Origin of the sequence: Paenibacillus sp. FSL M7-0896, assembly GCF_037975415.1 — a bacterium.
GTDB classification, from domain to species: Bacteria; Bacillota; Bacilli; order Paenibacillales; family Paenibacillaceae; genus Paenibacillus_AQ; species Paenibacillus_AQ silagei.
In genome coordinates this window covers 7,297,541-7,311,220 of record NZ_CP150250.1, presented here as the reverse complement: position 1 = coordinate 7,311,220, position 13,680 = coordinate 7,297,541, and the positions used below count along the sequence as shown (strand labels likewise).

The window sequence follows — 13,680 nt, the reverse complement described above, 5'->3', positions numbered from 1 at the left end:
GAGGGCTCCTGCGATTATAAATAAGGAGAGATTAATCAATGGAATCAACAACATGCGAATTAACATGGAATCTGGACCGGATCTATCCCTCGTTCGAGTCGGAGGGATTTCAGCAGGACCGCAGGCAGGTGGAGAGCCTTGCCGGGGATTTGAATACATGGTCGGCCTCGCAGCCCGTTAGCGGGCAGGCTCCTGCAGAACTGATGGAAGAGTTCCTTAAACAATATAATGCGTATCAACAGCTATATTTGCGTCTGTTCAGCTACGCGGAGCTGCGATTCAGTGCGGACAGCCAGTGTGAGGAAGCCGTCAATCTGATGGACGAGCTGGAAGAGGTGACCAGCGGGGCGGGTGAAGCTCTGGTCAGCTTCAGCAAATGGCTGGCAGGGGTAAGCGCGGATGAACTGGAGCGGAATCTCCGTTTCAGCGCTTATCTGGAGCAGCATAGCTTCTATCTGCGCGGATTACAGGGGAAATCGCAGCATATGCTCAGCGCAGAAGGCGAAGCGGTGATTGCCCGGATGCAGAATACAGGCTCCAAAGCGTGGGAGCGGCTGTACATGCAGACGCTGTCTACACTGCGGACCGATCTGGAGCTGGCCGGAGTGACCCGCAGTGTGACACTGGCGGAGCTGCGGAATCTGGTCTACGACCCCGATCCTGCGGTACGGCGGGCGGCGGCTGAAGCAGAGCATGAGGCTTGCCGCAGCGTAGCGGAGCAGAGTGCCGCCTGTATCAATGCTGTCTCCGGTGAGGCGGCAGCCATCTATGAGCTGAGGGGCTATGCTTCCCCGCTGCATAAGGTGCTGGAAGCAGCGCGGATGGATGAGGAGACGCTGGAGGTGATGCTTCAGGCCATCCGGGAGAGCCTGCCGGTCTTCCGGGAGTATTATGCCGAGAAGGCTGGGCGGCTGGGGCATTCGGGGGGACAGCTGCCGTTCTGGGATGTTTTTGCGCCCATTGGCACGGAGTCTTCAATCCGCGTCACCTATGCTGAGGCCCAGGCGATGATTATCGCGGGGTTCAGCAGATTCAGCCCCGAGCTGGGCGGGTTCGCCCGCAAGGTGTTCGGGGAGCGCTGGATTGATGCCGAGCCGCGCAGCGGGAAAGGCAATTTCGGGATGTGTGTCGATATCGTCCCGATTGGAGAGAGCCGGATCATAACAAGCTTCCACGGCCAATATATAGATGTGAGTGTGCTGGCTCACGAGATTGGGCATGCATATCATACCAGCCGCCTCGCAGGACATACGATGGTCAATATGGATTATCCGGTGCCGATTGCGGAGACGGCGTCGATTTTTTGCGAGAGTCTGATTCATGTTGAACTCCTGAACTCGCTGCCTGCGGAGGAAGCGGATGCGATCCTGGAACGTAGTCTCTCGGATGCGGGGTATTATATTGTCGATTTCTATGCCAGGTACTGCTTCGAGAGCGCGCTCTATGCCCGCCGGTTATCCGGTCCCCTCCCATTAGAGGAACTGAACGCACTGATGCTGGAGTCGATGGCTGCCGCTTACGGGGATAGTGTGCTGCCCGGGTCCATTCACCCTTACCAGTGGATTAGCAAGGCCGGGTATTATATGGCAGGCAATGAGTTCCTGAACTTCCCGTATTCCTTCGGGCTGCTGTTCTCCAAGGGGCTGTATGCCCAGTACCAAAAGCAGGGGCAGGCGTTCGTGAGCCGCTATGAACAGTTCCTCTCAGCGACCAGTACCCGGAGCATCGCAGACGCTGCGAAGCTGATGGATATTGATGTGCATTCCCTGGATTTCTGGCAGGAGGCGCTCGGATTCATTGCCGGGGATGTCCGGAAGTTTGCGGGGCGGGAATAAGAGTGTATTTTGCGCTGCGTGAGGTTCCTTTTTGCAGGGAAGTGTGGTAGAACAGTAGTATAAGTCTACGCCGCAGCGGCACAGAAAGGGATGCTTGATTGAATGTATGTAGTCTGTAAGGAACACGTAGAGCTGGCCATCGACAAATTTGTGGACGAGTACGAGGATGCACCAGATGTAGTCGATCTGAAGGAGACGGAGTTCTCGGACTGGGACCCGCCGGCGAAATGTGCGGAATGTGAACGAAATGCGGAATATCTGGTCGTCTGAGGACGGTTGGAATAAGAAACACCCTGTGGCCGTGAAGGCTGCAGGGTGTTTTGGCGTGCGGTGTATGCGTGAATGGTGCAGTTGCGGATTTAGCAGTCTGCGGCTTTCGCCATCTCGGCCAGCGGGCTGCGCTGACTGCTCCGCAGGTAGATGAAGGCGGAGCCGATCGCCACGATTGCTGCAACTGACAATCCCCAGTAGATGTTGGAGTAAGCGGCCTGAAGCGGCAGGCTGCGCTGCCATTCCAGGGCGCTGGCGGCCATCGCGACGCTGAAGGCACCGCTGAAGAACTGCAGCAGCTGGAAGAGCCCCATCCCGGAGCCGATCTGCGAAGCAGGCAGGATACGCGAGATTTCATTCGATACACTGCTCGACAGTACAGTGAATGACAGGCTCATAATCATGTAGACGAGCATGACGGCGATCCAGGATTGTCCGGCGAATAGGGCGAACAATACGGTGGCGGCCAGAACGAGCAGCGGTGCGAAGCGCAGAATTCCGGTGTTGCCGTAGCGGTCGATCATCCGTCCGACCAGGCGGGAGACGAAAATGGCCAGCAGTGAGCCCGGGAAGATGACAAGCCCGGCATGGCTGGCGCTGAAGCCGAAGCGGTGAGTCAGAATCTGCGGCAGCAGGAACAGGGTAGCGAAGCTGCACAGGTAGGAGGCAACCCCGATCAGCGCCAGTACCAGATATGGCCGGTTGCTGAACAGCGCTGGCAGCACGAATGGATCAGGGGTCGTGCGGATACGCCCTACAAATAAGGCAATCGCGGCGATGCCGGCGATCAGCGCGATCCACAGTCCGCTGGTCAGGAACAGGAGCAGACCGGTGGTACCCACGCCGAGGAAGATCCCGCCCAGAACGTCGAATGAGCCGCGAGCCGGAACTTCCTTGGGCAGCAGGATCAGGAACAGCGGCACCAGCAGCAGAATGGCGGCAGTGACTGCGAACAGCCAGGTCCAGCCGAGGTATTCCACAATGGAGCCGCCGGCTACCGGACCCAGACCCAGTCCCAGGGAGACGGCCGACATAATCGTCGCCATGGCTTTGCCGCGCCGGGCCTGCGGAATGTAGCGGGTGAACAGGACAAGGGACAGCGACATCACGGCGCCTGCCCCCGAGGCTTGCAGAATACGCACAATCAGCAGGAAAATGAAGCTGGTGCTGAAGAATCCGGCCACAGCAGCAAGCCCTAAGGTGAGCAGCCCGATAACCAGCAGCCGGCGGATCGGCAGGAAGTCCGAGAGCCGGCTGTATGTGATTGAGGCAATAGAGAACATGATGGAATACCCGGTTACAATCCAGGAGGCGGACGCTGCGGTGATGCCGAAGGTCTCGGTTACATCAGGCAGGGCCAGATTGAACATCGCTGTGTTCATAATAACGAGGACGACAGCAACGCTGAATAGCAGAGTTAACAGTCCTTCCCGTGGAAGAGCCGCTTGCGGAGCAGCCATTGAATGCTCTTGATCGCCCTCAGAAGCAGGTGATGAGGTCATGAGAAAGCCACTCCTTCATTCTTTTATTGTATTGTTCGATTACTTACGAACTATTGAAATATAGCATGCGCTAATGTAAAATGCAATTAGGAAATCATCGTGACAAGAAGTACTATTATATACTCTGAAGGAGTCTTATTCATGAAGCAGCTCCATCATCCGGACCGCAAGGACATTCAGCTCGCCTCGGTGCTCTATGCGCTTAGCGACCCGATCCGTCTATATGTAGTGTCGGAGATCTGTAACCACGGCCCGCAGTCCTGCAACAGCTTCAAGGTGCCGATTGCCAAGTCCACGCTGACCCACCATGCCCGGACGCTGCGCGAAGCGGGTGTCATTCATACCCGGGTGCAGGGTACCCAGCGCATTCTGTCCCTGCGGACGGAAGATCTGGACGAGCGGTTCCCCGGACTGCTGGATTCCGTATTGCAGGCTTACGTCAGACCCGGGCCGGATGAGGGATTCGGGGAGCCGGAAGAGGAAGGGCAAGAGCAGGGATAAACAATCATATACCGTATGACATCATCGCCACTCCAGATTCTGGGGTGGTTTTTTGAAAATATAAGAATGTATATGTTTCACGCTATACATTATCCTTCTATTTCTCGCCGAAACGGTACCGTCCTTTAAAAGGACGGCAAAGCCGTTTCCACTTGTATGTACAGAGCATACAACCGTTACCATTGACAGAATTGTGTCAGGTGAAGTAACATTTTAAATTGTAATGATAATCATTCTCGATTAGAAAAGAGGAAGTCAACGCTATGTTCGCATCTAAAGGTAAGAGGCTGCTGCAAGGCCTGCTCGTATTATTGGTTATATCGATGGTCGCTGCAGGCTGTTCATCGAATACTACGGAGAAATCATCGGCTGCCGGAGACGCGCAAGCTGCGAAGACCCTTACAATGGCGTGGCCCCGGGATATCGGACCGATGAATCCGCATTTATATAATCCGTCCCAGCTGTTAGCCCAGTCTATGATCTATGAGCCGCTGGTCAGTTATCAGGACGGGAAGCTTGTTCCGGCTCTGGCTGAATCCTGGACACTGTCGCAGGATGGCAAGGTATACACGTTCAAGATCCGCAGCAACGTCAAGTTCTCGGACGGAACGGCTTTTACCGCACAGCTGGTGAAGAAGAATATGGATGCGATCTTACATAATAAGAAGCTGCACACATGGCTGGGCATGATCCCGCTGATTGAGAAGACAGAAGCGGTTGATGACACTACGTTCCGGCTCACGCTGACAGAGTCGTATTATCCGGCACTATACGATCTTGCGGTGGTGCGGCCGGTACGCTTCCTTGGCGAGGCGGGCTTCCCCGAGGATGGCGATACGTCCAAGGGCATTCGTAGCCCGATTGGAACCGGACCTTGGGTGCTAAGCGAGTATAAGAAGGATGAATCGGCAACCTTTACACCGAATCCTTACTATTGGGGAGAGAAGCCGAAGGTCGACAAGGTGGTGGTGAAGGTGATCCCGGATGCGGAGACCCGTGTGCTGTCTTTTGAAAAAGGGGATCTGGACCTGATCTACGGCGAAGGTCTCATCAGCTATGACGCTTACAAGGAGCTTGAGAGCACCGGGAAGTACGTCACTAAGCTGTCTGAGCCGATCGCAACCCGCAATCTGGTGCTGAATACCATGAACGCGAAGCTCGCTGATCTTAAGGTCCGTCAGGCACTTAGCATGGGCTTCAATAAGGAAGCGATGGTCGAAGGGGTGACGCTGGGGCTGGAGGAGAAGGCGGACAATATCCTGCCTCCGAATCTGCCTTATGCCGATATCAAGGTGAGCCCGGTGAAATATGATGTGGAGCAGGCGAATGCGCTGCTGGATGAAGCGGGCTGGAAGCTGCCTTCAGGTGTGGGCGTGCGGGAGAAGGATGGACAGAAGCTTGAGCTGGAGCTGATGTATGACAAGGCGGATCTGACGATGAAGTCCATGGCGGAGACTCTGCAAGCTGAATGGGCGGGGATCGGTGTGAATCTGAAAATCACCGGCGTCGAGCTGACCGTCTACATCCAGCGCAGAAAGGCCAATGAGTTCGACATGAATTTCTACTCGACGTTTGGTGCGCCGTATGACCCGCATTCCTTCATGACTGCCGTTGTACAGCCGGGCTACGGGGTCTCGGATACTCTGGCGGCCTTGCCGATGAAGGCTGAGATCGACAAGAAGATTAAGGAAGGTATGGCTACCACAGATGACAAAGCCCGTACCGGGCTGTTCGGCTCTGTGCTCACTACGCTGCAGGAGCAGTCTTCGATCCTTCCGATCTCCTACATCAAGCAGATGGCAGTGTACCGGGACAATGTGGCTGAATTCAAGTTCCCGTCCAACCGGGATGAATACCCGCTTCATGGTATTGAGAAGAAGTAGTAGTCACGCAGGAGGGTTCTAAGTGGGCGTATATATCGGAAAAAGAGTGCTGGCGATCATCCCCATCATTCTGTTCTCCTCATTGCTGATGTTCGTGATGATCCGGGTGGGGCCGGTGGACCCGGCTGAAGCCTATCTGGCTGCGGCGCATATCCAGCCGGATGATGAAGTGCTGGCCGCCAAGCGGCATGAATTCGGGCTGGACCAGCCGTTGCTGACGCAATATGTTCAATCGGTGGGCCGGCTGCTCCGGCTGGATTTCGGCCATTCCTACCTGTCCAATATGCCCGTATGGGGAGAGGTTGCCCAGAAGCTGCCCGCAACGCTTCAGCTTGCGTCCGCCAGTATCGTGCTGGCGCTGGTGGTTAGCATCCCGCTTGGGGTGCTAGCGGCGATTTACAAAAACCGGCTGTTAGATCATGTGATCCGGGTATTCGCCTATATCGGCGCCTGTGTTCCGGTCTTCTGGATCGGCTATCTGCTGATGTTCTTCATCTCGGTTAAGCTGGAATGGCTGCCTGTGGAGGGCAGAGGGTCTGTGCAGCACCTGATTCTTCCGTCTATTACCCTGGCACTCTGGCTGATTGCCATCTACGCGCGCCTGCTGCGGACGACCGTCCTGGAGGAGCTGAAGGAGGCTTATGTCCGGTATGCCCGGGCAAGAGGGATTAAGGAACGTGTAATTCTGTATAAATACGTGCTGAGAATTGCCATAGCGCCGCTTATTACAGGACTGGGCATCAATCTGGGGAAGCTGCTGACAGGGGCGATTATCGTAGAGCAGGTATTCTCTTGGCCGGGCTTCGGCCGGTACTTCATTGAAGCGATCATTAACCGTGACATTCCGGTGATTCAATGCTATGTCATGCTCTCGGTCTGTGTGATTGCCGGGAGCAATCTGATAGCCGATCTGCTGCAGCTCTTCCTGGACCCGCGAATTGCGCGTAAAGGGAGGGCCAGCCAAGGATGAATAACTTAAGCAGCCGTTTCAAAGGCAAGAGAGTGATCATGATCTGCGGCAGCCTGCTGATCCTGTTTGGTCTTGCTGGCCTGTTGGCCCCGTGGATCTCACCGCATGACCCGATACGGGTGAACCTGGCAGCGAAGCTCAGTCCGCCCTCGTGGGAATATCTTCTGGGGACAGATCAGCTGGGCCGGGACAATCTATCCAGGCTGCTGTATGGAACACGGATCTCGCTGGGCTTTGCCTCGCTTATTTTTGCCGCTTCCTTAGGAGTGGGATTGCTCGCAGGAGTGGTTTCGGGGTACATCGGCGGGTGGCTGGATGCTGCGCTGATGCGGTTGTGCGATGGCATTATGTCTTTTCCCAGTATGATTCTGGTCTTCGGTCTGATCGGGATCCTGGGGCCGGGCCTGTCTCAATTGGTTATTGCTCTGATGCTGGTGCAGTGGGTGTACTTCGCCCGGATGTTCCGGAATATGATTGTCAGCCTGAAGGAGCGGAATTTCATTACGGCAGCGCGGATCAGCGGCTCTTCCCCCTGGCAGATCATGAGCAGGCACCTTATTCCCAATATTCTGCCGTCGATTGTGGTGATTGGGACGCTTGAGATGGGCTGGGCGATTATGGATATCTCGGCGATGTCCTTCCTGGGCCTGGGCGTCCAGGCGCCTACACCGGAATGGGGGGCGATGCTGAACGAAGGGAAATCCTTCATCCGCAATCATCCCGAGCTGATGCTCTATCCGGGCCTGATGATTATTATGGTTGTAGCTTCGTTTAATCTGCTGGGCGAGGCGCTGTCTGAACGGTACGGGATCAAACGAGGCTCCTGAAAGAAGGTATGAGCGAATCATGGAACAAGCGGAATATGTGCTGCAGGTGAAGGATCTGAAGGTATCTGTGGAGACAGCGGCAGGATATCTGACCCTCATAGAGGATGTTAACCTGGAGCTGAAGCCGGGGCGTGTGCTGGGTCTTGTGGGAGGCAGCGGCAGCGGAAAAACCGTAACATCGCTGGCGCTCCTCCAGATGCTGGACCGGCAGACGAGTGTGATCGAAGGCAGTATCCGGCTGCATACCCGTGAGCTGAACGGACTTCCGGAGAAGGACATGCGCAGGCTTCGCGGCAGTAGTCTTGCCCTGATTATGCAGAATCCGATGACAGCCTTCTCTCCGGTGTACACCATCGGCGTGCAATTCGTGGAGTCGATCCGTACACATGTGAAGCTGGGAAAAAAAGAAGCCAGAGCCTGCGCGATCCGCTCCCTGGCTGATGTGAATCTGCCCGATCCCGCAGCGCTGCTGGGAAAGTATCCGTATGAGCTGAGCGGCGGGATGCTCCAGCGGGTGATGCTGGCGCTCACCCTGTGCCTGAAGCCCTCCGTGATCATTGCCGATGAGCCTACTACGGCTCTGGATGTGACCAATCAGCTCCAGGTGCTGCGGCAGCTGGATCGGATGCGGCAGGAGCATGGGACCGCTATTCTGCTGATCTCCCATGATCTCGGCGTCATTGCGGAGCTGGCTGATGAAGTTGCGGTTATGCAGCACGGGCGGATTGTTGAGACCGCCGATGTATTCGAATTATTCGATCATCCCCGGCATGAATACACCCGGGAGCTGCTGGCAGCAAGGCCGCTGCTTCAGCTTAGTCCGCAGTTAGGGGGCCAGCTATGACTGGAATAGCGGCAGAATACATGCTTGAGGTCAGGGAAGTTACCCATACCTATGCTGCATCCCGCCGGTGGAGGCGTCCTGCGAAGCAGGATAATGTGTTGTCCGGCGTGTCTCTTCATATAGAGGAGGGAACCTGCCTGGGGCTGCTGGGATCAAGCGGAGCCGGTAAAAGCACACTGGGCCGGGTTATTCTCGGGCTGGAGCCGCCCCGCGCGGGCCAGGTGCTGATTCAGGGCCAGGATCTGTATAAGCTGAGCCCGCAGGCGCGCAGGACCATCCGCCGCGATCTGCAGGTGGTCTTCCAGGATTGTTATTCTGCCGTGAACCCCCGGATGACAGCAGAGCAGATTATTGGTGAGCCGCTGTCCAATTACGAGTCCTTGAGCGTTCAGGAGCAGAAGCGGGCGGTAGGTGAACTGCTGGAGTGTGTTGGACTAAGTGCGGCGGACATGCAGAAGCAGCCCTACCAGTTCAGCGGAGGACAGCTGCAGCGGATCAATATCGCCAGATCGATTGCGCTGAAGCCTAAGCTCATTGTATTGGATGAGGCGGTTAGTAGTTTAGATATGATTAACCAGGCGAATATTTTGCGGCTGCTGGGGGAGCTGCGGGTTGCGTTCGGTCTGTCATATCTGTTCATCACCCATGATATTAAGGCCGCCTGTATGATCTCAGACGCACTGGCTGTCATGGATCAGGGCAAGATAGTGGAATATAACGACAGCAAGGAGCAGTTCCTGCAGTCCTCTCATCCTGCGGTTCGGGGCTTACTCGATTCCATGCTTGCGGAGCATCCGCGGAACCGGCACAGGGAGCTGCCCAGGAACGCTGTACAATAACGGTAAACATCCCGTGAGCAATGGAGCAATAGAGGAGACTACACTCTCGCCGAAACGGTACTGCCCTTTTATAGGACGGTACCGTTTTCGCTTTATATGTTTTGGGGCCCCCGCAAAGTACCTGAGTCATCATCGAAGCTAAAGCCTCACTTTGTGGGGTTATTTTATGGATCAAGCTTCTTATAGGACTCATTTGCTTCCGCTAGTACCTCCGCTCCGCCCGCCGCCAGGAACTCCTCGACGAACTCCCCGAATTCCTCAAGCGGACGCTCCCCGGTGATGAAGGCAATATACGCCTGGTCTCTTAGGTTAATTAGCCCAGCGCTGTTCCTGATCAGAGAGGGCGTAGCCACCTCCAAGGCATTATAGATGCCGTCGTGATCCAGCCCCAGGGTTGCCGCCCATTGCTCGCTCCGTCCGGCAGGAAGGATGGGCAGGGTCATGCCGATCCCCGCGCCGATCGTATTCTGGTAGCTGAACTTATGGTTATACGGCGGCAGCAGGATGATATCCTTCTTGTCCGTTCCGGCCCAGTCCCAGTGTGTCCCCTGAATACCATACTGCAGAGATGCCGCCTCATCGGGGTCAGGATTTGCGCTGACGTAGTCCAGCAGCTGGAGGATCTTCTCCAGCTTGCCCGGCTCCTGGGTAGCATCCGCGCCAATGGCGGTGAAGCTCATCAGCATATCGTAGGCTTTGGAGCCGCGTCTGCCGTCCGGACCGCTAACCGGCCGCCCGAAAGCGATCTTGGCCTGCGGATGCTTCGCGGTTAACTCCTTGACGTTAAACATTGCTTCTACCGGAACCAGTCTGGCTGCCTTCTGGTCATCCAGTCTCCAGTCTGTATAATCCCCTGCCTGTGTCCAGTGATAATAATTGCCCATGGAGGTCATGCCGATCCGTCCGTTAATGAAGGCGTGCGACAGATGCTTGTAGCCTCCGCTATTCTCCCCGGTGATGAACTCGGGATCAATGACCCCGTCCCGGTACCATTTGCGGAGATAACGCAGCGCTTCCTGCATATCCGGCTCAAGAGCGCCAATAACCAGTCCCTGATCCTTCCGGCTGAAGTAGAGCTGATCCGTGAAGACCATCTGCCCGAAGGCGCCGAAGACAACATTCATGCCCTCCTGCGACAAGCCGTAGGTGTCCCGGATACCGTTGCCGTCGGGGTCTTCGTTCGCAGCCGCATAGATGAATTTCTCGAAATCGGCCAAGGTATCCGGCACCTTAAGGCCGAGCTTGTCCAGCCAATCCTGCCGGTAGACCACGGGGACCCGATAGATATTGGTAGGATTAATGACCGGAATGCCGTAATAGGCCCCGTTAATGCGGCCATATTGCTGATAGGCGGGTGCATTCTCGCGGATGGCCTTAAGAATATTGGGAGCGTAGGTGTTCAGCAGTTCCTCAGGAATAGGGGCGAGCACGCCCTGCTGCTGGTACTTCAGCAGATCCTGGGTCTGCCGGACCCGGAACAGGTCGGGAATGCTGCCTTGCACCAGCCTCTGGTCGAGCAGGGATTCATATTTGTTATTCGGCAGATTCCAGAAGTCCAGATCTACCTTGAACTTCTGCTCCAGCTCCCGCACCATTACGGCATCCTCCGCAACCGGCAGATTCTGATGCATGGTCCAGGAGATTTTGAGCTTCGGGGCAGAGGAAGCGGGAACAACAGAATCAGCAGAATCAGAAGCGGAAGCGGATGGATCCAGCAGCTCTTGTCCAGGCGCAGACGAGAGGGAAGCTGGCTGCCCGCTGCAGCCGCAGATCAGCCCCAGGAGGGGCAAGAGCATTATTCTTTTATACATATACATAAGGCACCCTCCTTATCCCAAGCTAATCTCCGCCTGCGGCGGCAGTGTATTCACGGTTCGCAAATAATTCCCCGGCGTACAGCCATAGATCTCCTTGAAGCGCTTGATGAAGTAGGGAGTCGTTCCATAACCGACCGTACCGGCAATCTGTTCGATCGACATGTTGTTGTTCTCAATCAGCCGCCGGGCCTCTTCCATCCGTATGCCGGTAATATAGTCGGTGTAGGTGATCCCCAGCTCTTCCTTGAACAGCTTGCTTAGATACTTGGGACTGATGAAGACCTTGGCGGATACGGCATCCAGCGATAGATCCCCGGACAGATGCGCCCCGATATAGGCTTTGGCCGCTTCAATGGTCGAGAGTGCGCGGTCACTGTTCCGCTTCTGCGTCTCCATAATGAAGATGCCGATGGAAGCGGCGAACCACTCCTGCAAATGCCGGATATCCGGCAGGGCAATATATTCGTTATACAGATCCAGAGGCCCGTGGGCGGAAGGGGTGTAGCGGATGCTTTTCAGATAATCCGAGTACATAAATACGGTGTTCGCCAGCACGAAGTGGCAATAATCCGCCGGGTAGCTGCCTTCCCGCATGACGGCTATCAGCTGCTCCAGCGCGGCCAGAGTCTCATCCAGCTGCCGGTTCTGCAGCTTGTCCTTGAATCTCATCAGCACAGGCTGCGGAATCTCGTCAAGACTCTGTTCCCTCTTCAGCAGCTCCCGGTCCTTCAAGACCCTGCTCTCTGGCAGAAAATAAGCATATTTCATTAAGGTCTGCGCTTCAGCGTAGCTGGTGTGAAGAAGGCTGATGGCATCCACCCAGCAGCCCTGCGAGAGCTGAATATTCAGCTGGAACTGCTGCTCCGCCGCTGCTGTAATCCGGTCCGAGAGCTGTTCGAGCAGCGTCCCGGAGGCTTCGTGCGCGCTGATAATGACAACCGTCTGCTTGTCCGGCAGCTCCTCGGCCAGAATGCGGATTCCGTGAAGCCGGATCGCCTCAAGCGTCCCGGTCATCCCGCTCATGGCTGCCTGCAAGCCACTTAGACTCATGCGGGCGTAAGCTCCACGGGTGTTGAGGAGCAGGCAGCAGTAATGACGGTGCTCCAGAGAGAGTCCCAGAAATTGCGGATCTATGGTTACGCTGCCTTGGGCAGGGCTGTCCTGAAGGAGATTCAGGATCATGTTCTGCCGGATATGCGGACTGCTGGCCTCAAGCGTCCCCTCCAGTGTGGTCACTTTGTCGTTCAGACGGTTGAAGGCGGAATCGATAATTCCGAATTCGTTAAGGGCTGGTCCCCGCACTCCTGGCACCTCAGGCCCCGGGCCGTAGAGGTCCTTAATAGTGCGAAGCAGCCGCTTAAGCGGACTGTAATTCAATTTGGCCAGAATGCCGGACAGACAGATTCCTACCAATAGAGCAAGCAGACACAGGGAGAGGATGACCCTCTGGACAACGAGCCATTTCTCATAGAACAGGTTCGCCGGAGCCGCACTGAAGAGCTTCCACCCGGTGGTCGGCAGGTCCTGATAGGAGATGACGTAGGTGCTGCCCCCGATCTCCTGGCTCATGTTCCCGGATGTCTCAGGAGAGGCTAGTGCATTCGAGATACTGGCAGCATAGGTGTCAGCCTGAGCTGCAGCATCCGGATTCGATCCGGCTACAATCCCGCCAGTGGGTGTAGCAATGAAGCTGCTCTGATAGCGGGCAGGCATCATATTCTGCAGAATGGCGCGCAGCGCACTCTCCTTCAGATCAATGGCAATCAGCAGCTCACTGGCTGCCCCGGGGGACTGGAACGGATAGCTGTGCACATAGGTGATCAGCTGGCTGCCGCTGCCGCCGGGGATGCTGGAGACGATATCGTCCGGCACGAACCGGGCCTCTGTCCAGAGGCTGTTACGGGAATTAAGGTTCATGCCGTTCACCCAATCCATCCAGTAGGCGGCACCCGCCTGCTGATCCGCACGGAATTTCAGCCCATACAGCGAGGACAGCAGGAGATGCTGCCTGGGAGCATATAGATGTACGGCTTGTATCAGGTCCGAATGATTGGATACCTGCATGTTCAGCGACTCCTGGAGACTGCTCACCTTGCTGAGATTCGCTGGAAGTGAAGCATCTGGCAGCATACGGAGCGCAGCCCGCTGGTTCAGTGAGACTTCCAGATAGATCTGCTGCACCCGCTGAAGCACGGAGGCTTCAAGGGTACGGGCGGTATTGTCAAGGATGAGCCGGTTGCGGCCCTGAAGCTCTTCCTTATAATGGTTCGAGAAATACAGATAGAAGGCAGAGCAGAGTAAGAGGACAATGACTAACACAACAGAGATGTATGAAGCGGCTAGGGCGGCAAAGGCAGAGTTCCATTTTCGCAAGATGTATTCTCCTCCCAGG

The 13,680-nt window shown here is 55.9% G+C and carries 11 protein-coding genes; 8 read left to right on the top strand and 3 right to left on the bottom strand.

Going from position 1 to position 13,680, the window contains the following annotated elements:
- The first annotated feature begins 38 nt into the window (after positions 1-38).
- Together MKY12_RS31765 and MKY12_RS31760 are read left to right on the top strand one after the other, a co-directional pair.
- On the top strand, positions 39-1,835 hold the full coding sequence (locus MKY12_RS31765; RefSeq protein ID WP_339312171.1) for a M3 family oligoendopeptidase: 1,797 nt from the start codon (positions 39-41) through the stop codon (positions 1,833-1,835).
- A gap of 102 nt (positions 1,836-1,937) precedes the next feature.
- The gene (locus MKY12_RS31760) at positions 1,938-2,105 is read left to right on the top strand and encodes a CxxH/CxxC protein (RefSeq protein ID WP_063829067.1); all 168 of its coding nucleotides are present in this window, start codon (positions 1,938-1,940) and stop codon (positions 2,103-2,105) included.
- A gap of 89 nt (positions 2,106-2,194) precedes the next feature.
- Here MKY12_RS31760 and MKY12_RS31755 read toward each other — a convergent pair whose 3' ends face one another.
- The gene (locus tag MKY12_RS31755) at positions 2,195-3,607 is read right to left on the bottom strand and encodes an MFS transporter (protein WP_245367922.1); all 1,413 of its coding nucleotides are present in this window, start codon (positions 3,605-3,607) and stop codon (positions 2,195-2,197) included.
- A gap of 141 nt (positions 3,608-3,748) precedes the next feature.
- On the opposite strand from MKY12_RS31755, the gene MKY12_RS31750 reads away from it, so the two are divergent.
- The 6 genes from MKY12_RS31750 to nikE all read left to right on the top strand — a co-directional run bounded on the left by MKY12_RS31750 (position 3,749) and on the right by nikE (position 9,471).
- Positions 3,749-4,108, top strand: a complete 360-nt coding sequence (locus MKY12_RS31750) for a helix-turn-helix transcriptional regulator (RefSeq protein ID WP_036728009.1) — start codon at positions 3,749-3,751, stop codon at positions 4,106-4,108.
- A 263-nt stretch (positions 4,109-4,371) separates the two neighbouring features.
- The gene (nikA, locus tag MKY12_RS31745; protein WP_339312170.1) at positions 4,372-5,991 is read left to right on the top strand and encodes a nickel ABC transporter substrate-binding protein; all 1,620 of its coding nucleotides are present in this window, start codon (positions 4,372-4,374) and stop codon (positions 5,989-5,991) included.
- Positions 5,992-6,013: 22 nt separating this feature from the next.
- A complete protein-coding gene (nikB, locus tag MKY12_RS31740) occupies positions 6,014-6,961 on the top strand; it encodes a nickel ABC transporter permease (RefSeq protein WP_036728006.1) in 948 nt (315 codons plus the stop codon).
- Positions 6,958-7,788, top strand: a complete 831-nt coding sequence (gene nikC / locus MKY12_RS31735; protein WP_339312168.1) for a nickel ABC transporter permease subunit NikC — start codon at positions 6,958-6,960, stop codon at positions 7,786-7,788. The genes nikB and nikC overlap by 4 nt, the downstream gene beginning before the upstream one ends.
- 19 nt (positions 7,789-7,807) lie before the next feature.
- Positions 7,808-8,632, top strand: coding sequence for an ABC transporter ATP-binding protein (locus MKY12_RS31730; protein ID WP_209869226.1), 825 nt, complete (start codon positions 7,808-7,810; stop codon positions 8,630-8,632).
- Between the two features lie 20 nt (positions 8,633-8,652).
- Positions 8,653-9,471: a nickel import ATP-binding protein NikE gene (gene nikE, locus MKY12_RS31725; protein WP_339315018.1), complete on the top strand. Its 819-nt coding sequence runs from the start codon at positions 8,653-8,655 to the stop codon at positions 9,469-9,471.
- Positions 9,472-9,635: 164 nt separating this feature from the next.
- Here nikE and MKY12_RS31720 read toward each other — a convergent pair whose 3' ends face one another.
- Together MKY12_RS31720 and MKY12_RS31715 are read right to left on the bottom strand one after the other, a co-directional pair.
- Complete coding sequence (locus MKY12_RS31720; RefSeq protein ID WP_339252603.1) at positions 9,636-11,282, bottom strand: ABC transporter substrate-binding protein; 1,647 nt, start codon at positions 11,280-11,282, stop codon at positions 9,636-9,638.
- 18 nt (positions 11,283-11,300) lie between these two features.
- On the bottom strand, positions 11,301-13,661 hold the full coding sequence (locus MKY12_RS31715; protein ID WP_339312166.1) for an AraC family transcriptional regulator: 2,361 nt from the start codon (positions 13,659-13,661) through the stop codon (positions 11,301-11,303).
- Between the last annotated feature and the right edge of the window lie 19 nt (positions 13,662-13,680).